Annotated in this window: 20 protein-coding genes; 14 read left to right on the top strand and 6 right to left on the bottom strand. The window is 56.4% G+C overall.

Annotated elements, in window-relative coordinates; translation table 11 throughout:
• Positions 1-5 precede the first annotated feature (5 nt).
• Positions 6-281 (bottom strand): PTS sugar transporter subunit IIB, encoded by a 276-nt coding sequence (locus M2416_RS03080; RefSeq protein WP_045854646.1) that lies wholly within the window; start codon positions 279-281, stop codon positions 6-8.
• A gap of 122 nt (positions 282-403) precedes the next feature.
• On the opposite strand from M2416_RS03080, the gene M2416_RS03075 reads away from it, so the two are divergent.
• Positions 404-1252 carry a MurR/RpiR family transcriptional regulator gene (locus M2416_RS03075; protein ID WP_076945058.1) on the top strand — a complete coding sequence of 283 codons (849 nt, stop codon included), beginning with the start codon at positions 404-406 and terminating at the stop codon, positions 1250-1252.
• A gap of 78 nt (positions 1253-1330) precedes the next feature.
• On the opposite strand, the gene pflA is transcribed toward M2416_RS03075, so the two are convergent.
• The 4 genes from pflA to ycaO form a co-directional block, all read right to left on the bottom strand.
• The gene (gene pflA, locus M2416_RS03070; RefSeq protein ID WP_045854648.1) at positions 1331-2071 is read right to left on the bottom strand and encodes a pyruvate formate lyase 1-activating protein; all 741 of its coding nucleotides are present in this window, start codon (positions 2069-2071) and stop codon (positions 1331-1333) included.
• 205 nt (positions 2072-2276) lie between these two features.
• Positions 2277-4559, bottom strand: a complete 2283-nt coding sequence (gene pflB, locus M2416_RS03065) for a formate C-acetyltransferase (protein WP_041144789.1) — start codon at positions 4557-4559, stop codon at positions 2277-2279.
• A gap of 51 nt (positions 4560-4610) precedes the next feature.
• Positions 4611-5468, bottom strand: a complete 858-nt coding sequence (focA, locus tag M2416_RS03060) for a formate transporter FocA (RefSeq protein ID WP_041144790.1) — start codon at positions 5466-5468, stop codon at positions 4611-4613.
• A 383-nt stretch (positions 5469-5851) separates the two neighbouring features.
• Positions 5852-7612, bottom strand: a complete 1761-nt coding sequence (gene ycaO, locus M2416_RS03055) for a 30S ribosomal protein S12 methylthiotransferase accessory factor YcaO (RefSeq protein WP_259222032.1) — start codon at positions 7610-7612, stop codon at positions 5852-5854.
• Between the two features lie 139 nt (positions 7613-7751).
• On the opposite strand from ycaO, the gene M2416_RS03050 reads away from it, so the two are divergent.
• The 13 genes from M2416_RS03050 to M2416_RS02990 all read left to right on the top strand — a co-directional run bounded on the left by M2416_RS03050 (position 7752) and on the right by M2416_RS02990 (position 22960).
• Positions 7752-8444, top strand: a complete 693-nt coding sequence (locus tag M2416_RS03050) for a DUF421 domain-containing protein (RefSeq protein ID WP_041144792.1) — start codon at positions 7752-7754, stop codon at positions 8442-8444.
• Between the two features lie 311 nt (positions 8445-8755).
• Positions 8756-9844, top strand: coding sequence for a 3-phosphoserine/phosphohydroxythreonine transaminase (gene serC, locus M2416_RS03045; protein WP_041144793.1), 1089 nt, complete (start codon positions 8756-8758; stop codon positions 9842-9844).
• 72 nt (positions 9845-9916) lie between these two features.
• Positions 9917-11200: a 3-phosphoshikimate 1-carboxyvinyltransferase gene (gene aroA, locus M2416_RS03040; RefSeq protein ID WP_259222030.1), complete on the top strand. Its 1284-nt coding sequence runs from the start codon at positions 9917-9919 to the stop codon at positions 11198-11200.
• Positions 11201-11393: 193 nt separating this feature from the next.
• Positions 11394-12077, top strand: a complete 684-nt coding sequence (cmk, locus tag M2416_RS03035; protein ID WP_041144795.1) for a (d)CMP kinase — start codon at positions 11394-11396, stop codon at positions 12075-12077.
• Positions 12078-12212: 135 nt separating this feature from the next.
• Entirely contained in the window at positions 12213-13886 is a 1674-nt protein-coding gene (gene rpsA / locus M2416_RS03030; protein ID WP_004860074.1) for a 30S ribosomal protein S1, read from the top strand.
• Between the two features lie 151 nt (positions 13887-14037).
• On the top strand, positions 14038-14325 hold the full coding sequence (gene ihfB / locus M2416_RS03025) for an integration host factor subunit beta (RefSeq protein ID WP_004100704.1): 288 nt from the start codon (positions 14038-14040) through the stop codon (positions 14323-14325).
• Positions 14326-14534: 209 nt separating this feature from the next.
• Positions 14535-16799 (top strand): ComEC family protein, encoded by a 2265-nt coding sequence (locus M2416_RS03020; RefSeq protein WP_259222025.1) that lies wholly within the window; start codon positions 14535-14537, stop codon positions 16797-16799.
• A 36-nt stretch (positions 16800-16835) separates the two neighbouring features.
• On the top strand, positions 16836-18584 hold the full coding sequence (msbA, locus tag M2416_RS03015; protein ID WP_041144797.1) for a lipid A ABC transporter ATP-binding protein/permease MsbA: 1749 nt from the start codon (positions 16836-16838) through the stop codon (positions 18582-18584).
• Entirely contained in the window at positions 18581-19561 is a 981-nt protein-coding gene (lpxK, locus tag M2416_RS03010) for a tetraacyldisaccharide 4'-kinase (RefSeq protein WP_076945065.1), read from the top strand. Before msbA ends, lpxK begins: the two co-directional genes overlap by 4 nt.
• Before the next feature lie 57 nt (positions 19562-19618).
• Entirely contained in the window at positions 19619-20848 is a 1230-nt protein-coding gene (locus M2416_RS03005) for a winged helix-turn-helix domain-containing protein (RefSeq protein WP_259222022.1), read from the top strand.
• Between the two features lie 153 nt (positions 20849-21001).
• Positions 21002-21184 carry a protein YcaR gene (gene ycaR / locus M2416_RS03000; RefSeq protein WP_041144800.1) on the top strand — a complete coding sequence of 61 codons (183 nt, stop codon included), beginning with the start codon at positions 21002-21004 and terminating at the stop codon, positions 21182-21184.
• Entirely contained in the window at positions 21181-21927 is a 747-nt protein-coding gene (gene kdsB / locus M2416_RS02995; RefSeq protein ID WP_041144801.1) for a 3-deoxy-manno-octulosonate cytidylyltransferase, read from the top strand. Before ycaR ends, kdsB begins: the two co-directional genes overlap by 4 nt.
• A gap of 139 nt (positions 21928-22066) precedes the next feature.
• Complete coding sequence (locus M2416_RS02990) at positions 22067-22960, top strand: YcbJ family phosphotransferase (RefSeq protein WP_041144802.1); 894 nt, start codon at positions 22067-22069, stop codon at positions 22958-22960.
• On the opposite strand, the gene elyC is transcribed toward M2416_RS02990, so the two are convergent.
• On the bottom strand, positions 22937-23716 hold the full coding sequence (elyC, locus tag M2416_RS02985; RefSeq protein WP_259222018.1) for an envelope biogenesis factor ElyC: 780 nt from the start codon (positions 23714-23716) through the stop codon (positions 22937-22939). The genes M2416_RS02990 and elyC overlap by 24 nt on opposite strands.
• Positions 23717-23734: the final 18 nt, after the last annotated feature.

The following is a 23734-nucleotide window of genomic DNA, read 5'->3' as shown; positions in this document are numbered from 1 at the left end:
AGAATTTAGTTGCCCTGGATGACGCTGATGAGCGCAGATTCCATCTCTTCGCTGTTCATCAGATCGGTTATCCCGATGGCCCTGAACCCAGCGGCTTCGACTTCATCGGTGAGATCGCGCATAGTGATAACGAAATCGATATCTCGCCAGGTCCTCAGGCCGGAGAGTACGTCATGTTCCAGTTCGACATCCCAGCGGTGCTTATCGATGATTTTTTGTGCTTTTATTTTGAGCATCAGAGAGCTGCCCATACCGGTACGACAGACGATGAGACCTTTCATTAGATGTTCTCCTGTTTGTAAAAATAATTATTTTTATTTTGTCTTGTGAGATAATAATTATTATCCTCGATGTGAGATGAAAGATGTGACTGTGTTTGCATTTTGAGCAATAAAGGCGAAAAATGAGCCATATAGACAGTAATTTATTGATAAACATAAGAAATGAGTCTGCAGGCCTTAGCCCGATACTGGAAAAGGTCGGCCGCTTTATCACCGAAAATCCTGATTTTGTGATGCGGCATACCATTTCGGAACTGGCCGACTCCGTCGATACCAGCGAGGGCAGCATTACGCGTTTTTGCCGGGCGTTTGGCTTTAAAGGCTTTTCTGATTTCAGAACGGCGTTGGCGATTGAGCAGGGGGCGACGCGATCGGAGGACGGCGGTAATGAAGAGATAGCTCCCGTGCTGGCAAGCATTCGTGATAGCAACGCCATCATTGACGCTCAGGAGCTTCAGGCTGCGGCAATTTGGCTTAATTCGCTGAATAATATTGCAATTTATGCGGTAGGTACGGCGGTGCCGGTGGCGCTATTTCTCCAGATGAACTTAATCAACATGGGGAAAGCCGCTAGTTTTGTCGATCGCTCTTACCCGGCGGCGCTGCCGATGTCGTCTGATAGTCAAAAAACCGGGATTATCGTTATTCATACCGAGCAGGCCTCGGCGGATATGATGCAGGCACTATCGCTGGCGAAGCTGCAGGGGGTTAAAATACTGTCGCTGACTCGCGGTACGTTTGCGCCCCTGGCGCGCCTCTCTGACTGGAATCTACAGGCAGCCGTGGCTTTACAGGGGGAGGGGGAATCAGGGTTTGCCGAGATTGCGGGGGCAATGATGGTGGCCGATCGGATCCTTAGCGCCCTGGAGGAGCAGGACGAGCGCTACGCTGAGTACCGTAAAGCGCATCAAAAACGTATTTTCTCAATTGAGAGCGTGACCAGCAAGCTGTCGCAATACTTTATGTCCTGATACCGCTGAAGAAAGGCCTGGCCCGGATAGGACCTCCAGCGTCGTTATCCGGGGCTCTTGCTAAGAGGCAAGCTTTAGCTAGTACATCACCTTATGACCATACTGCTCGAGAATGCCTTTTACGCGCTCCATGGTCTCTTTCTTCGGCGGATGCACGCCGTCAAGCTTGTACTCTTCACCCATCGCCACCCATTTATGCTTGCCCAGCTCGTGATACGGCAGTAGCTCGATTTTTTCGACGTTGCCCATATCGCGGGTAAACTCGCCGAGGCGGTGCGCGGAATCATCATCATCTGACCAGCCGGGTACCACTACATAGCGGATCCAGACGTTGATATTTTTGTTCGCCAGATAGCGGCAAAACTCCAGCGTACGGTGGTTAGAGACGCCGACCAGATTTTGGTGGATTTCATCATTCATCTGCTTAAGGTCAAGCATCACCAGATCGGTCACTTCGAGCAGCTCGTCAATCACCGGATCGTAGCGACGAACGAAGCCGTTGGTATCGAGGCAGGTGTGGATGCCCTCCTTGCGGCAGGCGCGGAACCAGTCGCGTACGAATTCAGCCTGCAGGATAGCCTCACCGCCGGAGGCGGTCACGCCGCCGCCGGATGCGTTCATAAAGTGACGGTAGGTGACAACCTCTTTCATCAGGCTTTCGACGGTGACTTCGGTACCGCCGTGGGTATCCCAGGTATCGCGATTATGGCAGTACAGGCAGCGCATCAGGCAGCCCTGGAAGAAGGTGATGAAGCGGATCCCTGGCCCATCGACGGTGCCACAGGATTCAAAGGAGTGAATGCGACCAATAGTTGACATTGCGGTGGTATCTCCAGATTCGGCCCGTCCGGGACCTGTGATGCACAGCTCAAACCGGCTGTGTTAAGTCTGTTTTGGCAGTTATCCATTGAGTATAGATAGCGGACAAAAGAGACTGGGGGGCAGGGAGGTATTGCTAAAAAGGCCCCACTTGCGTGGAGCCTTTATTGTACGCTTTTTATATCGCGATTTCAGTCAAAACCCGTTACATGGTCTGAGTGAAGGTACGAGTGATAACGTCCTGCTGCTGCTCTTTAGTCAGGGAGTTAAAACGTACTGCATAGCCGGATACGCGGATGGTCAGCTGCGGATATTTTTCCGGGTTTTCCATCGCGTCGAGCAGCATTTCACGGTTCATAACGTTGACGTTCAGGTGCTGACCGCCTTCGATAGAAGCTTCGTGGTGGAAGTAACCGTCCATCAGACCGGCCAGGTTAGTTTTACGAACTTCGTCGTCTTTACCCAGAGCGTTAGGAACGATAGAGAAGGTGTAAGAGATACCATCTTTAGCGTACGCAAACGGCAGTTTTGCAACGGAGGTCAGAGAGGCAACGGCACCTTTCTGGTCACGACCGTGCATCGGGTTAGCACCTGGTCCGAACGGAGCGCCAGCGCGACGGCCGTCAGGGGTGTTACCGGTTTTCTTACCATACACAACGTTAGAAGTGATGGTCAGAACGGACTGAGTCGGGATAGCGTTGCGGTAGGTAGTCAGTTTCTGAATTTTCTTCATGAAACGTTCAACCAGATCGACCGCCATGTCATCTACGCGAGAGTCGTTGTTGCCAAACTGCGGGTATTCGCCTTCGATTTCGAAGTCGACAGCCAGACCGTCTTCGTCACGAATCGGTTTAACTTTCGCATATTTGATAGCGGACAGGGAGTCAGCGGCAACGGACAGACCGGCGATACCACATGCCATGGTGCGAACAACGTCACGATCGTGCAGCGCCATCAGAGAAGCTTCGTAGCTGTACTTGTCGTGCATGTAGTGGATGATGTTCAGCGCGGTGACGTACTGTTTAGCCAGCCAGTCCATGAAGTGATCCATGCGATCCATGACTTCGTCAAAGTTCAGAACGTCGCCTTTGATCGGTTCAGACTTAGGACCAACCTGCATTTTCAGTTTTTCATCAACGCCGCCGTTGATAGCGTACAGCATGGTTTTCGCGAGGTTAGCGCGAGCACCGAAGAACTGCATTTGCTTACCAACAACCATCGGGCTTACGCAGCAAGCGATAGCGTAGTCATCGTTGTTAAAGTCAGGGCGCATCAGATCGTCGTTCTCATACTGCAGAGAAGAGGTATCGATGGAGACTTTAGCCGCGTATTTTTTGAAGCTCAGCGGCAGTTTTTCAGACCACAGAATAGTGATGTTCGGCTCCGGAGACGGCCCCATGGTGTACAGGGTGTTCAGGAAGCGGAAGCTGTTTTTGGTTACCAGAGTACGGCCATCAACGCCCATACCACCGATTGATTCAGTTGCCCAAATCGGGTCACCGGAGAACAGTTCATCATACTCAGGAGTACGCAGGAAGCGAACCATACGCAGCTTCATGACCAGGTGGTCAATCATTTCCTGAGCGTCTTGCTCGGTGATTTTACCGGCTTTCAGGTCGCGTTCGATGAAGATATCCAGGAAGCTGGAGGTACGGCCGAAGGACATTGCCGCGCCGTTCTGAGACTTAACGGCAGCCAGGTAACCGAAGTAGGTCCACTGGATAGCTTCCTGCGCGGTTTTTGCCGGAGCAGAGATATCGCAGCCGTATTTGGCCGCCATTTCTTTGATCTGGCCCAGCGCACGGTACTGCTCGGAGATCTCTTCGCGCAGACGGATGGTTGCTTCCAGATCTTCGCCGTTTTCCAGTTTGCCTTGCAGAGACAGGAACTGAGCGTATTTGTCTTTCATCAGGAAGTCGATGCCGTACAGCGCAACGCGGCGGTAGTCACCGATGATACGGCCACGGCCGTAGGCATCCGGCAGACCGGTCAGCACGCCGGATTTACGGCAGTTCAGGATGTCTTTGGTGTAAACATCAAAAACGCCCTGGTTGTGAGTTTTACGGTACTCGGTGAAGATTTTTTTCAGCATCGGGTCCAGCTCGCGATCGTACGCTTTGCAAGAACCTTCAACCATTTTAATGCCGCCGAACGGGATAATGGCACGTTTCAGCGGAGCTTCAGTCTGCAGACCAACGATTTTCTCGAGCGCTTTCTCGATGTAGCCTGCGTCGTGAGAAGTGATGGTGGATGCAAGGGAAGTGTCAAAATCAACAGGCGCGTGAGTGCGGTTTTCCTGTTTAACACCTTCCATTACGTTGTCCCACAGCTTGGTGGTCGCGTCAGTTGCGCCAGCCAGGAAGGACTCGTCACCTTCGTACGGGGTATAGTTTTTCTGGATAAAGTCACGGACGTTGACTTCGTTCTGCCAGTCACCTTTCGCAAAACCTTCCCAGGCTGTGGCTAACTTTTCATTAAGCTCGGACATGTAACACCTACCTTCTTAAGTGGATTTTTTATTTACTGCCTGAAACAACCCTTAGTGATGGTCGTCGCCACGCAGGTAAATGACCCAGTATGTCAACCCAACCAGCAGACCACCGCCAATAATGTTCCCGATAGTTACCGGAATCAGGTTATCAGTGATGAAGTTCATGACGGTCAGGTGAGAGAAACTTTCCGGAGTTGAACCAACGGCGGTCCAGAATTCCGGGCTTGCAAAGTCGCGGATTACGATACCCATCGGGATCATAAACATGTTAGCGATACTGTGCTCAAAGCCGCTGGCAACGAACATGGCGACGGGCAGAACCATAATCATTGCTTTGTCCATCAGGCTGCGGCCGGAGTAGCTCATCCACACTGCGAGGCAGACCATCAGGTTCGCCAGGATACCGAGGCAGACGGCTTCAATAAATGTATGATGCATTTTGTGGTCAGCGGTTTGCAGGACGTTGAGCCCCCAACCGCCGTTAGCGGCCATATATTCACCCGATAGCCACATCAGCAGCACGAACAGCAGCGCGCCTATCAGGTTACCAACATAGACGTTGAGCCAGTTTATTGCCAGTTGACCCCAGGTAATCCTGCCGCTGGCTTTCGCCACAACGATAAGTACGGTGGAGGTAAACAGGTCAGCACCGCAGATGACGCACAGAATCAGGCCGAGTGAAAAGCAGATCCCCCCAATAAGCTTGGCAATACCGAAAGGCATCGCGGCAGTACCGGTCGTCGCGGTGATGTAGAAGACAAAAGCAATGGAGATAAAGACACCAGCGGTAATCGCCAGATAAAAGGTCTTCATCGGGTGCTTTGTCGCTTTATAGACACCCGCTTCTTCGGCGACTTTCGCCATCGCAGCGGGGAGTAATAGATCAAAAGGGTTGTCAGCTTTCACACTAACTCTCTCTTTATATAAGTTGGCGGTGAGATACTAACAAAGCATTATAGAAGGGAAATTGATGTAGATCATATCCCACCGGAACTATAAGCCCGTTTAGCGTATGGTTTTTGCGGTAATTAATGATAATTTATTGTTTTTTAAAAAGAAAATAAAGTTTAATATTTATAAATTATGTTGATTTTTTTCATTTTTGGGCACAGGCCACGGTTAATTAAAATGGGGTATTTTTATTAAAATTAACATCTCCAAACTGTTGCGCGATCAATTTTCACTGTAAATTAACTTCACAACTACAAATTATTGGTCCCGTGAATAAAATATAAAAAAACGGAGCCGTAAACGACTCCGTGATGGGGCACTTCAGGCGGCGCTAAAGGCTATTTAGCCCAGTACGCCGCTTTAGCACGCTGCAGCTTCTCGTAGGCTTTCAGTAAGGACTGATGGGCCGGGAACGCATGCAGATCGCTATCTACCGCCTGCAGGCCGTAGAACGGCGCTTCGCCGCTTAGCGCAGCGCTGGCGGCTTCCACCGCATCTGCGCCGTACATGCGCACAAAGGCGTTCAGGTACTGCAGCGGCTGACGCTCTTCTTCCTGGCTCAGCAGCAGCAGCGTTTGCAGGCAGCGGTAGTAGTTGGCGCGCTCTGCGCTGAAGATTGACGCATTGAACTCGATCGTCCACTCCGTCCAGATCAGCGCCTGCTCCAGATCGCCGCCGGCCAGCGCCAGCATCGCTTTCAGTTCGCCAATACGCAGCGTATACCAGCCGTTGTCTTTGCCCGTTGCCAGGCCCAGCAGTTCGCGAACGCGGGTGAAGTCGTCATTACCTTCATCGTCCAACTGCTCAATCAGCGCCAGATAGTCCTCTTTCTCCCACTCGCTGCCCGGCAGAGAGAGGAGCGTTTCGCGCAGATGGCTGCCCATGCTGTTGTTCGCCAGCCACAGGTCTTCTGCCGGATAGATATCCGACATCCCCGGAACGATAATCCGGCAGGCGTAGACGCTCAGGTGCTCGTAATCGGCGATGTAGACCTCTTTATCTTCTTCTTTAAAGATGGCCATCAGGGTAGCGAACTCTTCTTCCGTGGTACCGGAGAAGCTCCAGTCGACGAACGGATAGTCGGCATCCTGTTTGAACATATCCCAGGAGATCAGGCCGCTGGAGTCGATAAAGTGGGTTTCAAGGTTGGCGTGTTCAGCCACTTCTTCGTCATCGAAGGTTGGCGGCGTGAAGACGTCGAGATCCTTCAGGCTACGGCCCTGCAGCAGCTCGGTGACGGTGCGCTCCAGCGCGACGCCGAAGTCAGGGTGCGCGCCGAAGGAAGCGAAGCAGGTTCCGTTTTGCGGGTTAAACAGCACCACGCAGATCACCGGATACTTGCCGCCCAGCGAGCCGTCGTAAGCAAAAATTGGGAAACCTTCCGCTTCCAGCTTATTAATCGATTCCACCACGCCCGGATAGCGGGCCATCACTTCGGCAGGGATCTCCGGCAGGCTGATACTCTCAGCAATGATGCGGTTCTTGATATGGCGCTCAAAGACTTCCGACAGGGCCTGAACGCGCGCTTCGTTCGCGGTGTTGCCCGCGGACATCCCGTTAGAAACGTACAGGTTGCCAATGATATTCATCGGAATATAAACGGTTTCGCCATCGGATTGACGGGTGAACGGCAGGCCGCAAACGCCGCGATCGTCATTACCCGACTGCAGGTCAACCAGCATGCCGGCGGTCAGCTGATCGTCAGGATCGTAGAAGGCGCGCAGGCGAGGATCGAGCAGCCCCTGCGGAACTTCATCATCTTCGGTCAGCGGAAACCATTTTTCGTTTGGATAGTGAACAAACGGCCCGTTAGCGATGGTTTCGCCTAACCAGAAGTCAGCGAAGAAATAGTTGGTCGACAGACGTTCGAAGTACTCGCCCAGCGCAGAGGCCAGCGCCGCTTTTTTGGTCGCGCCTTTGCCGTTGGTGAAGCACAGCGAGCAGGCTTTATCGCGGATATGAACTGACCACACGTGCGGTACCGGATTCAGCCACGAGGCCTCTTCAATATCAAATCCGAGGTCGAGCAATTTCTGCTGGAAGCGAGCGATGGAATCTTCCAGGGCGGCGTCTTTGCCGGGGATAAACGTTTGAGTCATAGCGGTCACTTTTTTCGTACGTAAAGCGCGCAATGATACGGGGTTTGTGTGTCAGGCGCTATCTTCGTGAAGGCCCCGGCGAAAATAAAAGCCTGGGCTATGCTTACAGGCAGTAACCTACTGTTAAGGCATTAAAAAAATGAAAGCGTTCGATCTTCACCGCATGGCGTTTGATAAAGTTCCGCCGGAGTTTTTAGGGGAGGTCGCGCTGCGCAGCCTCTTTACCTTCCTGCTGGTTTTCCTGTTCCTGAAAATTACCGGACGGCGCGGCGTCCGCCAGATGTCGCTCTTTGAAGTGCTGATCATTTTGACGCTAGGCTCTGCGGCCGGTGACGTTGCCTTTTATGACGACGTGCCGCTGATCCCGGTATTCGTCGTGTTTGTCACCCTGGCGCTGCTCTACCGGCTGGTGATGTGGCTGATGTCAAAAAGCGAGAAGCTGGAAAACCTGCTGGAAGGGAAGCCGGTGGTCATCGTCGAAGAAGGGGAGCTGGCGTGGGAGAAAGTCCACAGCGCCAATATGACCGAGTTCGAGTTTTTTATGGAGCTTCGCCTCTACAGCGTAGAGCAGCTCGGCCAGGTTCGGCTGGCGATAATGGAAACTAACGGCCAAATCAGCATGTACTATTACGCTGATGAAGAGGTTAAGCCGGGGCTATGTATTCTGCCGGAGAGCTGCTATGAACGTTTTGTGACCATTCCTGAGACCGGCGAATACGCCTGCGTGCGCTGTAGCCAGGTGATCGTCATTCAGGCCGGTAAAAAACAATTATGTCGGCGCTGTCAAAATCCAGAATGGGCGAGGGTTAGCAGAGCTAAACGCATCACCTGACAGCCTTTTTGTCGGTTTTGTTACGGAGGGCTAGTGAATTGTTTTGTGTGAAGCCGATCATATTTTTCCGCTCATAAGTTTTAAGCATTGCGATGCGTGTCGCTGAATGATAAAACCGATGTACCCGTCATACTTCAGGCTGCATGTGCGCTGGCCGCACTCGTGCAAGCCGGCCGCTGACTTCAGCAGGCGCCAGCGGAAGAATCCACTGGCCGTCCGTCCGCAGCTCGAATTATCATGGTTCAGATACCGGAATAACTTATGCACGCGACGGTTCGCGGGCAAATAACATAGCAACGTGGTGAGGGGAAATGGCTCAGGTCTATAACTTTAGTTCGGGCCCGGCAATGCTGCCGGCGGAAGTTCTCAAACTGGCTCAGCAGGAGCTTTGCGACTGGCAGGGTCTGGGAACGTCGGTAATGGAGATCAGTCACCGTGGTAAAGAGTTTATCCAGGTGGCCGAGGCGGCGGAGCAGGATTTTCGCGATCTGCTCAACATCCCCTCCAACTACAAAGTTTTATTCTGCCATGGCGGCGGTCGCGGCCAGTTCGCCGGCGTCCCGCTGAACCTGCTCGGCGATAAAACCACCGCTGACTACGTTGACGCTGGCTACTGGGCAGCAAGCGCCATCAAAGAAGCGAAAAAATACTGTTCGCCAAATACCATTGACGCCAAAGTCACCGTTGATGGCCTGCGTGCCGTCCGGCCGATGAGCGAATGGCAGCTGACCCCGGGCGCGGCCTACCTGCACTATTGCCCGAATGAAACCATCGACGGCATCGCCATTGACGAAACGCCGAACTTTGGTGATGACGTCGTTGTTGCCGCCGATTTCTCCTCGACTATTTTGTCCGCGCCGATCGATGTTAGCCGCTTTGGCGTTATCTACGCCGGTGCGCAGAAAAACATTGGCCCGGCAGGACTGACGCTGGTGATCGTTCGCGAAGACCTGCTGGGTAAAGCGAACGTCGCCTGTCCGTCAATACTCGATTACTCCGTGCTTGATGCCAATGATTCCATGTTCAACACGCCGCCGACCTTTGCCTGGTACCTCTCTGGCCTGGTATTCAAATGGCTGAAAGAGCACGGCGGTGTGGCGGCAATGGATAAAATCAACCAGCAAAAAGCCGATCTGCTCTACGGCACCATCGACGGCAGCAGCTTCTATCGTAACGACGTCGCGGCGGCCAACCGCTCGCGCATGAACGTTCCGTTCCAGCTGGCCGACAGCGCGCTGGACAAGCTGTTCCTCGAAGAGTCCTTCGCCGCTGGCCTGCATTCACTGAAAGGGCACCGCGTCGTGGGCGGCATGCGCGCATCTATCTATAACGCAATGCCGCTGGCGGGCGTGCAGGCGCTGACCGACTTTATGCAGGACTTTGAACGTCGTCACGGCTAATCAATGTTGTGCTTTTCATCCCCGCAGCCGGCCTGCGGGGTTTTTATTCCGTTTTTTTGAGAGTTGAGTTTGATGGAATCCCTGACGTTACACCCCATCGCGCGCGTGGATGGCACCGTAAACCTGCCTGGGTCTAAAAGTGTCTCTAACCGCGCTTTGCTGCTGGCGGCATTAGCCCGTGGCACCACGGTGCTGACCAACCTGCTGGACAGCGACGATGTTCGCCACATGCTGAATGCCCTGAGCGCCCTGGGAATTCATTACACCCTGTCCTCCGATCGTACCCGCTGCGAAGTGACCGGCAACGGTGGTCCGCTGCGGGCGAATAGCGCGCTGGAGCTGTTCCTTGGCAACGCCGGGACCGCCATGCGCCCGCTGGCGGCAGCCCTGTGCCTGGGCAGCAACGATATCGTGCTGACCGGTGAACCGCGGATGAAAGAGCGTCCGATTGGTCATCTGGTTGATGCGCTACGTCAGGGGGGCGCCCAAATTGAGTATCTGGAGCAGGAAAACTATCCGCCTCTGCGCCTGCGCGGCGGCTTTGCCGGCGGCAGCGTTGAGGTTGACGGTAGCGTTTCCAGCCAGTTCCTTACCGCTCTGCTGATGGCTGCGCCGCTGGCGCCGCAGGATACCGTTATCACCATTAAAGGCGATCTGGTTTCCAAACCGTATATTGATATTACGCTGCACCTGATGAAGACCTTCGGCGTGGACGTTGAAAACCAGTCCTATCAGCGTTTTGTCGTTCGCGGCAATCAGCAGTACCGCTCTGCGGGCGACTACCTGGTTGAGGGCGATGCCTCTTCGGCATCCTACTTCCTCGCGGCGGGCGCCATTAAGGGCGGTACGGTGAAAGTCACCGGTATCGGTCGTAACAGCGTGCAGGGCGATATCCGCTTTGCCGACGTGCTGGAAAAAATGGGTGCTATCGTCAGCTGGGGCGATGACTATATCGCCTGCACCCGCGGCGAGCTGAACGCCATCGATATGGATATGAACCATATTCCGGATGCAGCCATGACTATTGCCACCGCGGCGCTGTTTGCCAAAGGCACCACCACGCTGCGTAATATTTATAACTGGCGGGTAAAAGAGACCGATCGTCTGTTCGCGATGGCCACCGAACTGCGCAAAGTCGGCGCTGAGGTGGAAGAGGGCGAGGATTACATCCGCATTACGCCTCCGCTGGCGCTGCAGTTCGCTGAGATTGGCACCTATAACGATCACCGCATGGCGATGTGCTTCTCGCTGGTGGCGCTTTCCGACACGCCGGTGACGATCCTCGATCCGAAGTGTACGGCAAAAACCTTCCCTGACTACTTCGAGCAGCTGGCGCGGATTAGCACCCAGGCGTAAGCGCCTGCGGTTGCGCCAACGTAAAGCTTTGTCATCTGCGGGCTGATATTCCGTCAGCCCGCTATAATTGCGCAATTATTCTGCATTTCATTTCCGGTCGTCCGTATTTTGCATCCAATGCTCACTTTCCGTCGTATAGATGCGTATAATGCGCGGCGTTTATATTCTATGCGCCTTGCTGAAGGAGAAAAAGATGACGGCAGCTATTCCGGTAATCACCATTGATGGGCCTGGCGGTGCGGGTAAGGGAACGTTGTGCAAGGCGATGGCGGAAGCGTTAGGCTGGCATTTGCTCGATTCCGGCGCCATCTATCGCGTTCTGGCGCTGGCCGCGCTGCATCATCATGTGGACGTCGAGTCTGAAGAAGCCCTGGTGCCGCTGGCCGCGCACCTGGACGTGCGCTTTATTTCCACCGATGGCAGCCTCGAAGTTATCCTTGAAGGTGAGGACGTCAGCGCGGCAATCCGCACGCAGGAAGTGGCCAATACCGCTTCGAAAGCGGCGGCTTTTCCTCGGGTGCGTGAAGCCCTGCTGCGCCGCCAGCGTGCGTTTCGCGAACTGCCGGGTCTGATTGCCGACGGACGAGATATGGGCACCGTGGTGTTCCCCGATGCGCCGGTGAAAATTTTCCTTGATGCGTCCGCGCAAGAACGTGCGCATCGGCGCATGCTGCAGTTGCAGGAAAAGGGCTTTAGTGTTAACTTTGACCGCCTTTTATCCGAGATAAAAGAGCGTGACGACCGCGATCGTAATCGCAGCGTGGCGCCACTTGTCCCGGCTGCCGATGCTTTAGTTCTCGATTCAACTGAACTAAACATTGAGCAAGTAATTGAAAAAGCGCTACAATATGCGCGCGAGAAATTGGCAGTCGCTTAACCGTTACCGGCAAAGCGCAGCGGCCTCCGAATTATAGCAGTACCCCCGCAGCAACGGAGTGTTAGCGGGTATGTTAAACAACCCCATCCGGCACGGAGCCAGGTGGACGTTAAATATGAAACCTGAAGATTAAACATGACTGAATCTTTTGCTCAACTATTTGAAGAATCCTTAAAAACAATCGAAACCCGTCCGGGTTCCATCGTTCGTGGTGTTGTTGTTGCTATCGACAAAGATATCGTACTGGTTGACGCCGGTCTGAAATCTGAGTCTGCCATTCCGGCAGAGCAGTTCAAAAACGCCCAGGGCGAGCTGGAAATCCAGGTCGGTGACGAAGTTGACGTTGCTCTGGATGCAGTAGAAGACGGCTTCGGTGAAACCCTGCTGTCCCGTGAAAAAGCTAAACGTCACGAAGCTTGGATCACGCTGGAAAAAGCTTACGAAGAAGCTGAAACTGTAGTCGGTGTTATCAACGGCAAAGTTAAAGGTGGCTTCACTGTTGAGCTGAATGGTATTCGCGCGTTCCTGCCGGGTTCCCTGGTTGACGTTCGTCCGGTTCGCGACACGCTGCACCTGGAAGGCAAAGAGCTTGAGTTCAAAGTAATCAAGCTGGACCAGAAGCGTAACAACGTTGTTGTTTCCCGTCGTGCCGTTATCGAATCCGAGAACAGCGCAGAACGCGATCAGCTGCTGGAAAACCTGCAGGAAGGCATGGAAGTCAAAGGTATCGTTAAGAACCTCACTGACTACGGCGCATTCGTTGATCTGGGCGGCGTCGATGGCCTGCTGCACATCACCGATATGGCGTGGAAACGCGTTAAGCACCCGAGCGAAATCGTAAACGTTGGCGACGAAATCACTGTTAAAGTGCTGAAGTTCGACCGCGAGCGTACCCGTGTATCTCTGGGCCTGAAACAGCTGGGCGAAGATCCGTGGGTAGCTATCGCTAAGCGTTATCCGGAAGGTACCAAACTGACCGGTCGCGTGACCAACCTGACCGACTACGGCTGCTTCGTTGAAATCGAAGAAGGCGTTGAAGGCCTGGTTCACGTTTCCGAAATGGATTGGACCAACAAAAACATCCACCCGTCCAAAGTTGTTAACGTTGGCGACGTAGTGGAAGTTATGGTTCTGGATATCGACGAAGAACGTCGTCGTATCTCCCTGGGCCTGAAGCAGTGCAAAAACAACCCATGGCAGCAGTTCGCGGAAACCCACAACAAGGGCGACCGTGTTGAAGGTAAAATCAAGTCTATCACTGACTTCGGTATCTTCATCGGCCTGGACGGCGGCATCGATGGCCTGGTTCACCTGTCTGACATCTCCTGGAACGTTGCAGGCGAAGAAGCAGTACGTGAATACAAAAAAGGCGACGAAATCGCAGCAGTTGTTCTGCAGGTTGACGCAGAACGTGAGCGTATCTCTCTGGGCGTTAAGCAGCTCGCAGAAGATCCGTTCAACAACTGGGTTGCACTGAACAAGAAAGGCGCAATCGTAAACGGTAAAGTCACTGCAGTTGACGCTAAAGGCGCAACCGTAGAACTGGCTGACGGCGTTGAAGGTTACCTGCGTGCTTCTGAAGCATCCCGTGACCGCGTTGAAGATGCGACTCTGGTTCTGAGCGTTGGCGATGACGTTGAAGCTAAATTCACCGGCGTTGATCGTAAAAACCGCGCAATCAGCCTGTCTGTTCGTGCGAAAGACGAAGCTGACGAGAAAGATGCAATCGCAACTGTTAACAAACAGGAAGATGCAAACTTCTCTAACAACGCAATGGCTGAAGCTTTCAAAGCAGCTAAAGGCGAGTAATCTTAGTCTTTCGGGTTACAACAACCTGAATTACGACGAGTTTACTTGACAGATTGCAGGATTCGTCCTGTAATCAAGCACAAAGGGCGGCTACGGCCGCCCTTGTTTAAAGCTGTTAGCTAATCTGGCCTTGAAGGAAACCGGAGGAAAAATGACCAAGTCAGAATTGATAGAAAGACTTGCCAGCCAGCAATCCCACATTCCTGCGAAAGCGGTTGAGGATGCTGTTAAAGAAATGCTGGAACATATGGCCTCAACGCTTGCTCAAGGTGAGCGCATTGAAATCCGCGGTTTCGGCAGCTTCTCTTTGCATTACCGAGCACCTCGCACCGGGCGTAACCCGAAAACTGGCGATAAAGTCGAACTGGAAGGCAAGTACGTTCCGCACTTTAAGCCTGGGAAAGAACTACGCGACCGCGCCAATATTTACGAAGAGTAAGTTCCGCTGAACGGCGTTAACCTACTCCGAAGATAAAAAAAGCACCTGAGGGTGCTTTTTTTATGCCCGCAATTCGACCTTCCTCGCAAACCTCTGCCTGCTCTGGCGCAACGCGCCGATATTCCCGGAAGCCGGCACCCGCGCCGCGACGTTGCTGGATGACTATCGACTGACCCGACGCGATACTTCCCTGAAACAGGGAGGTTGGCATGCGTTTACCCCAGCTTGCGGGTTGTGCGATCGTCGGAGTCTTGCCGCTGCTGCTGCTCGCGCGGCTGCCCGAGCTGGCTACCCTGTGGTGGCTGACGGGCCTGGCGCTTGTGCCATTGCTACTGCGCTGGCGGCCCCTGCGCTTTGCGGCGCTGACGCTGCTTTTTTTCCTCTGGGGCGTGCTGAGCGCTCACCAGGTCATCTGGCCGACGCAGGCTTTACCCGGTAGCCCTCGGCGGGTAGAGGTTGAGCTGACGGCGACGGACGAGGGGACCCGCCATCAGGCAAATATCCTCCGGGTGGAGGGGCGGCGGCTGTTCCCGGCGCCGGGGATCGCGCTCTACGGCCAGGCGTTTCCCGAACCGCCGTGCGCGGGGCAGCGCTGGATGATGACGGTTCATATTCGTCCGGTACACGGCCAGCTTAACGACGGCGGTTTTGACAGCCAGCGCTTTGCCCTGGCGCAATACCGTCCCGTGACCGGGCGCTTCACGTCCGCACAGGCCCTCGACCTGCGCTGCAGCCGACGCGCAGCCTATCTGCGCTCGTTAACCCGCACCCTCGATGCGCTGCCGTGGCGGTCGGTGATATTAGGATTAGGGATGGGGGAGCGGCTGGTGGTGCCGAAGGAGATCAAGCTCCTGATGCAGCAAACCGGGACCTCCCATCTGATGGCCATCTCCGGTTTACATATTGCGTTGGGTGCCATACTGGGTGGGCTACTGACTCGCGGCGCGCAGTTCTTTCTCCCCTGCCGCTGGATTGTCTGGCAGCTGCCGCTGCTGATTGGCCTGGCCTGCGCGCTGTTCTATGCCTGGCTTACCGGCATGCAGCCACCCGCGCTGCGAACCTGCGTCGCACTTGCCGTTGGCTGCGGGCTGCGGCTATCCGGCAGGCGCTGGTCGTCATGGCAGATAGGGATATGCTGCGTGGGTGCTATTCTGTTTGCCGATCCGCTGGCCGCACTATCCGACAGCCTGTGGCTCTCGGTGTTTGCCGTGGCGACGCTCATTTTTTGGTATCAGCTGGTGCCGCTGCCCCCGACATCGCGGGGCTGGCTGCTGCGCCAGCTGCTGGGGCTATGCCACCTGCAGTTCGGGCTGATGCTGCTGCTGTTGCCGATGCAGATTGTTATCTTTCACGGTATCAGCCTGACCTCGTGGCTGGCGAACCTGGTTGCCGTGCCGCTGGTCACTTTTGCCATCGTGCCCCTTATTCTGGCGGCGATGCTGCTGCACCTCTGCGGGCCTGCGCTGGTTGAGATGGCGCTATGGCTATCGGCAGATCGCCTGCTGGCGGCGCTGTTCTGGTTTCTACGCGGGCTGCCGCAGGGCTGGCTGCCGCTGGATTCTCGCTGGACGGGCGTCAGCGTGCTGCCCTGGCTGCTACTGATTGTCTGGCGCTTTCACGCCTGGCGCTCGCTTCCGGCGCTGTGCCTGAGCAGCATCGTGCTGCTGAGCTGGCCTTTCTGGCGGCCGATGGCGAAGGAGGAGTGGCGCGTGACGATGCTGGACGTTGGGCAGGGGCTGGCGATGGTCATCGAACGGCAGGGAGCTGCAATCCTCTATGACACCGGCCTGGCCTGGCCCGAGGGCGACAGCGGTCAGCTGATTATCATCCCCTGGCTACGCTGGCACCATCTGCGGGTAGAAGGGATTATTTTGAGCCATGAGCATCTTGACCATCGCGGCGGCCTGAATTCGCTACGCCAGGTCTGGCCAGCGGCCTGGGTACGCAGCCCTCTGGGGTGGGTGGGGCATCGCGCGTGCAGAAGGGGAGAGCGCTGGCGGTGGCGGGGCTTAACCTTTAGCGCGCTTTGGCCGCTGCCGGGAGCGACCGCAGCCGGCAATAATCGCTCCTGCGTGGTACGCGTGGATGACGGTCGGCGCAGTATTTTGCTTACCGGTGATATTGAAGCGGTAGCAGAACGGGCAATGCTGAGCCGCTACTGGCAGCATCTGGCGTCTACACTTATCCAGGTTCCACATCATGGCAGCAATACCTCTTCGACCATTGCGCTGCTGCAGCGCACCGGCGGCGAGGCGGCGCTGGCCTCGGTATCCCGCTATAATGCGTGGCGGATGCCTTCGGATAAGGTTGTCCAGCGCTACCGACAGCAGGGTTACCGCTGGTTCGATACGGCCCGTCAGGGGCAAATTACGGTTGTTTTTTCCCCGGATGGTTGGCAAATCCTTAGCTTACGAGATCAACTTTTACCTCGTTGGTATCATCAGTGGTTTGGCGAGACCGAGGATAACGGGTAGAATATGCGGCTATTTCAACATAAGCTGGTTTACTGAATGCAGAATGATAAAGATCTCTCCACGTGGCAGACCTTCCGCCGCCTCTGGCCGCTTATTGCGCCATTTAAAACCGGACTGATCGTCGCGGCAATTGCGTTAGTCTTTAACGCGGCTAGTGATACCTTCATGCTATCGCTTCTTAAACCGTTATTGGATGATGGTTTTGGTAAAACGGATCGCTCAGTGCTGCTATGGATGCCGCTGGTGGTGATTGGGCTGATGCTGCTGCGTGGCGTCACCAGCTATATTTCGAGCTACTGTATCTCGTGGGTTTCCGGCAAGGTCGTGATGACCATGCGACGCCGTTTATTCAGCCACATGATGGGGATGCCGGTCTCCTTCTTCGACAAACAGTCCACCGGTACGCTGCTGTCGCGCATCACCTATGACTCCGAACAGGTTGCCTCGTCCTCTTCCAGCGCGCTGATCACCGTCGTGCGCGAAGGTGCGTCGATCATCGGTCTGTTTATCATGATGTTCTACTACAGCTGGCAGCTGTCGCTGATCCTGATCGTGCTGGCGCCAATCGTCTCTATCGCGATCCGCGTGGTCTCGAAGCGTTTTCGTAATATCAGCAAGAATATGCAGAACACCATGGGTCAGGTGACCACCAGCGCGGAACAGATGCTCAAAGGGCATAAAGAAGTGCTGATGTTTGGCGGCCAGGCGGTAGAAACCAAGCGTTTCGATAAGGTCAGCAACAAAATGCGCCTGCAGGGGATGAAAATGGTCTCCGCATCGTCGATCTCTGACCCTATCATTCAGCTGATCGCCTCTCTGGCGCTGGCCTTTGTGCTCTACGCCGCCAGCTTCCCAAGCGTTATGGAAACGCTGACTGCCGGTACGATTACCGTGGTCTTCTCCTCGATGATCGCCCTGATGCGTCCGCTGAAGTCACTCACCAACGTCAACGCGCAGTTCCAGCGCGGGATGGCCGCCTGCCAGACGCTGTTTGCTATTCTTGATTCCGAGCAGGAAAAAGACGAAGGCAAGCTGGTTATCGAGCGCGCGAAGGGGAGCCTTGAGTTCAATAACGTCACCTTTACCTATCCTGGCCGTGAAACGCCGGCGCTGCGTAACATCAGCCTGAATATTCCGGAAGGTAAAACCGTGGCCCTGGTGGGGCGTTCGGGATCGGGCAAATCGACAATCGCGAGCCTGATCACGCGCTTTTATGATATCGATGAAGGCCAGATCCTGCTCGACGGTCACGACCTGCGCGAATACACCCTGGCCTCCCTGCGCGATCAGGTCGCCCTGGTTTCGCAAAACGTGCACCTGTTCAACGATACCGTAGCCAACAACATTGCCTACGCGCGCAACGAAGAGTACAGCCGCGAGCAGATCGAAGAGGCGGCGCGGATGGCCTACGCCATGGACTTTATCAGTAAAATGGATAACGGCCTCGATACCGTCATCGGCGAGAACGGCGTGCTGCTTTCCGGCGGCCAGCGCCAGCGTATCGCCATCGCGCGTGCGCTGCTGCGCAACAGCCCAATCCTGATCCTCGATGAGGCAACGTCGGCGCTGGATACCGAATCTGAACGCGCCATTCAGGCGGCGCTGGACGAGCTGCAGAAAAACCGCACCTCGCTGGTTATCGCTCACCGCCTGTCAACCATCGAGAAGGCCGATGAAATCGTGGTGGTCGAAGATGGGCGCATCGTTGAACGCGGCAGCCACGCTGACCTGCTGGAACATCGCGGCGTTTACGCTCAGCTGCATAAAATGCAATTTGGCCAATGATCGCGCGCATCTGGTCCGGTGAGTCGCCTTTATGGCGACTGCTGCTTCCGCTCTCCTGGCTTTACGGACTGGTGAGCGGCCTGATTCGTCTCAGCTACCGGCTGGGGCTGAAGAAGGCCTGGCGCGCGCCGGTTCCGGTTGTTGTTGTCGGAAACCTCACCGCCGGCGGTAACGGCAAGACGCCGGTTGTCATCTGGCTGGTGGAGCAGCTGCAGCAGCGCGGGATCCGCGTTGGTGTCGTTTCTCGCGGCTACGGCGGCAAGGCGGCGAGCTATCCGCTGGTGCTCAACAGCACCACCGGCACATCGGAAGCCGGCGACGAGCCGGTGCTGATTTATCAACGCACCGGCGCGCCGGTGGCGGTCTCCCCCCAGCGCAGCGAGGCGGTGCGGGCATTGCTTGCCGTACAGGATCTGCAGCTTATCGTCACCGACGATGGCCTGCAGCACTACGGGCTGGCGCGCGATAAAGAAATCGTGGTTATTGACGGCGTACGCCGCTTTGGCAACGGCTGGTGGCTACCGGCCGGGCCGATGCGCGAACGCGCCTCGCGCCTGCGCAGCGTCGACGCCATTATCGCTAACGGCGGCGTCGCGCGGCCGGGAGAGATAGCCATGCAGCTGCGCCCCGGGCAGGCGGTGAATGTGCTTAACGGCGAACGACGCGACGTGGCGAGCTTTGATAACGTTGTGGCGATGGCCGGGATTGGCCATCCGCCGCGCTTTTTTGCCACCCTCGAAAGCTGCGGCGTGCGGCCGGTAAAAACCGTGGCGCTGGCCGATCATCAGGCTCTCACCCGAGCCGACGTTGCCGCGCTGGTGACCGAGCGGCAAACGCTGCTGATGACCGAAAAAGACGCGGTGAAATGCCGGGCCTTTGCCGAAGCCAACTGGTGGTATCTGCCCGTCGACGCCATAATGACGGACGAACGCGCGCAGCGGCTGCTTACGGATCTGGCGACGCTGGCGCAACGTTAGTTTTCGCCACGCCTGCTTTCGGTGCCGCTGTATCGGGATCCACAACGGAGAACCTGCATGTCGGTACTAACGCTTTCACTTAAAGAAGCCCGCCATCTTCACCTCGCGGCGCAGGGCCTGCTGAAAAGGCCCCGCCGTCGCGCCCAATCGGCCGATATTCTGCAGGCTATCCGCCAGATGTCGCTACTGCAAATTGATACCATCAACGTTGTCGCCCGTAGCCCCTATCTGGTGCTTTTCAGCCGCCTTGGCAGCTATCCGCAAAGCTGGCTGGACGAGGCGCTGCGCGCGGGCGAACTCATGGAGTACTGGGCTCATGAGGCCTGCTTTTTACCGCGCAGCGATTTTTCGCTGGTGCGCCACCGCATGCTGACGCCGGATAACATGGGCTGGAAGTACCATAAGGGGTGGATGACGGAGCATGCGGATGATATCCAGCTGCTGCTGGAGCACATCGCGCAAAATGGCCCGGTACGCTCGGCCGACTTTAGCCATCCGCGTAAAGGTGCCAGCGGCTGGTGGGAGTGGAAGCCGCACAAGCGTCATCTGGAGGGGCTGTTTACCGCCGGCGAAGTGATGGTTGTGGAACGGCGCAACTTTCAGCGGGTTTACGACCTGACGCAGCGGGTGATGCCGCACTGGGACGATGAGCGCGATGCGCTGTCGCAGGCACAGGCTGAAGAAATCATGTTGCGCAATAGCGCCCGCAGCCTGGGTATTTTCCGCCCGCAGTGGCTGGCCGACTATTATCGCCTGCGGCAACCGGCGCTCGCGAGCCTGCTGGCAAACTGGCAAGAAGAGGGGCTGGTGACGGCGGTGAACGTCGAAGGGCTCGGCGATATGTGGCTGCAGCGGGAGGCTCTGCAGCAGCTGGAGGCGGCGCCGGGTGGCAGGCTTTCGGCGAGCCATAGCGCGGTGCTGTCGCCGTTCGACCCGGTCGTCTGGGACCGTAAGCGCGCCGAGCAGCTGTTTAATTTTAGCTATCGTCTTGAGTGCTACACGCCGGCGCCAAAGCGCCAGTATGGCTACTTCGTGCTGCCGCTGCTGCATCAGGGCAGGCTGGTGGGCCGCATGGACAGCAAAATGCATCGCAAAACCGGGGTTCTGGAAATTTTCTCGCTATGGCTGGAAGAGGGCGTGAAGGTGACCTCTGGCCTGGAGAGCGGGCTGCAGCGGGCCATCGACGATTTCGCCCGCTGGCAGGAAGCCGAACGCGTGAGCTTCGGCCAACTGCCGCCGGAACTCTTTGCCGACCGCCGGCAGGGCTGGCAGCTCGAAGCGAGTTGAGCGCCGGCATCCGTCCGGTCGCATCGCCAAACGCCGCGCGGCAGCGGCACGTCGGCGGGTTTTCGCCCCTTCGCTGCTCGCGCAAACGGATCCCGGTGTCAGGTATCCTGTGCTATGCTGCTGCGGAATCTATTCGGTCCATCAGGAGGAAACATGGATCACCGTTTACTTGAAATTATCGCCTGTCCTGTTTGCAACGGTAAACTGTATTACAGCCAGGATAAGCAAGAGCTGATCTGCAAAATTGACAGCCTGGCCTTTCCTCTGCGCGACGGTATTCCCGTATTGCTGGAAACCGAAGCCCGCTCGCTAGCCGTTGGAGAGAGCCACTCATGAGTTTTGTGGTCATCATTCCTGCGCGCTTTGCCTCCACGCGTTTGCCCGGCAAGCCATTGCAGGATATCAACGGCAAACCGATGATTGTCCACGTGCTGGAGCGTGCGCGCGAGTCCGGGGCCGAGCGTATTATCGTCGCTACCGACCATGAAGAGGTGGCGCGTGCGGTGGAAGCTGCCGGCGGCGAAGTGTGCATGACGCGCGCCGATCATCAGTCCGGCACTGAACGCCTGGCGGAAGTTGTCGAGAAGTGCGCCTTCAGTGATGAGACGATTATCGTCAATATTCAGGGCGACGAGCCGATGATCCCGCCGGCGATTGTACGCCAGGTGGCCGAGAATCTGGCCTCCAGCACCAGCGGGATGGCGACGCTGGCGGTGCCGATCCACGATGCCGAAGAGGCGTTTAATCCGAATGCGGTGAAGGTGGTGATGGATGCCGAAGGCTACGCCCTCTACTTCTCCCGCGCCACCATTCCCTGGGATCGCGATCGCTTCGCGCAGTCTCGCGACGCCATCGGCGATTCGCTGCTGCGTCATATCGGCATCTACGGCTACCGCGCAGGCTTTATCCGCCGCTATGTCAGCTGGGCGCCGAGCCCGCTGGAGCAGATCGAAATGCTCGAGCAGCTGCGCGTGCTGTGGTACGGCGAAAAAATCCATGTCGCGGTAGCGGAAGTTGTCCCGGGCACCGGCGTCGATACGCCGGAAGATCTGGAGCGCGTTCGCGCCGAGCTGCGTTAATTCCCCGATCCCCTCCGTCAGGAGGGGATATCCTCAGGCTATTTTTCCATACTTTTCGCCGCAATTTTTGATCTCACCCGATGACAACCTCGCGACCGACGCTCATGATGAAACCAGTAGTGTTCATGAGGGTAATTCAATGGAACAGTTGCGAACCGAGCTGAGTCACCTGCTGGGCGAAAAGCTCAGCCGGGTAGAGTGCGTGAGCGAGAAGCCCTTAACGGCGCTGTGGGCGCTCTATGATGCACAGGGAAATCCGCTGCCGCTGCTTGCGAGAAGCTTCACCACGCCCGGCGTTGCGCGCCAGCTGGCGTGGAAGATATCAACCCTTGCCCGCAGCGGCTCCGTGCGTATGCCGGTGGTCTACGGCGTGATGACGCATGAGGAGCACCCCGGGCCGGACGTCCTGCTGATTGAGCGGCTGCGCGGCGTCTCCGTCGAAGCTCCGGCCCGCACCCCCCAGCGCTGGGAGCAGCTGCAGGAGCAGATCGTCGAAGCGCTGCTGTCGTGGCACCGTCAGGATAGCGGCGGCTGCGTCGGGGTGGTGGATTGTACGCAGGAAAATCTGTGGCCGAACTGGTACCGCCAGCGGGTGGAGGTCCTGTGGGGAACGCTTAACCTATATCAGGATACCGGCCTGACGATGCAGGACAAGCGGATCCTCTTCCGCGCGCGCGAGTGCCTTGGCGAATTATTTAAAGACTTCAACGACAACTGCGTGCTGGTGCACGGCAGCTTCACGCTGCGCAGCATGCTGAAGGACGCGCGTAGCGACCAGCTGCTGGCCATGGTGGGGCCGGGGATGATGCTGTGGGCTCCGCGTGAATATGAGCTGTTTCGCCTCTGCGACGGCGGCCAGGCGGAACAGCTGCTGTGGCACTATCTGCACCGCGCGCCGGTCGCGGAATCCTTCCTCTGGCGGCGCTGGCTCTATCTGCTGTGGGACGAGGTCGACAGCCTGGTCAACACCGGGCGCTTCGATCGCGCCCGCTTTGATTTGGCCGCCAAATCACTCCTGCCCTGGCTCGCCTGACGCGCCTTTGAGCCACTGCCAGATGCGCCCCAGCGTTTCATAGCCGACGCGATCGCTGTGCATCAGCCAGAAGGGCGACGGGATTGCGCGCTCCCAGGGATTTAGCGGCGATTCGATAGCCAGCTGGTTGGCCGGCGCCGGCAGCGGGTTTAGCCCGGCATTGCGAAAGAAGATCATCGCTCGCGGCAGATGCGACGCGGAGGTGACCAGCAGGAAGGGCGCATCGCCAATCGCCTGTTTTACCGCCTGAGCCTCTTCTTCCGTATCCTTTGGCCGATCGAGGACGATAATGTCGCTGGCCGGCACGCCGAGGCTCTCCGCCACGCGGGCGCCGGCCAGCGCGGTGCTGACCGGGTTGGTTTTCGCCGCGGCGCCGGTAAAGATCATCTTCGATCCCGGATTCTCGTGCCACAGGCGGATCCCTTCGGTCAGCCGCGGCAGGCTGTTGTTAATCAGGTTCGAGCTGGGCGCCCACGCCGGATTCCACGTATACCCGCCGCCGAGCACCACCACATACTGAACCTTTTCGCCGCCGCGCCATGTCGGATAGGTATCTTCAATCGGCTTGAGTAAGCTGTCGGCCACCGGCTGCAGGCTGAGCAGGGCCAGCACCAGCCAGCCGATGCTGACGCAGGCCTTGCCGGTTTTTTGCCAACGGCTAAACCACAGTAGCGCAATGCCGAAAGCTATCAGCATCAGCAGCAGGGGAAGGGGCAGCATCATGCCGCCCAAATACTTTTTCAGCGTAAAAAGCATGCCAGATGGGTCCTTTTT

It is taken from the genome of Klebsiella sp. BIGb0132 (assembly GCF_024810075.1).
GTDB classification, from domain to species: Bacteria; Pseudomonadota; Gammaproteobacteria; order Enterobacterales; family Enterobacteriaceae; genus Klebsiella; species Klebsiella terrigena.
Note: the sequence above shows the minus strand (reverse complement) of the source record. Positions and strands in the feature narration are given on the sequence as shown.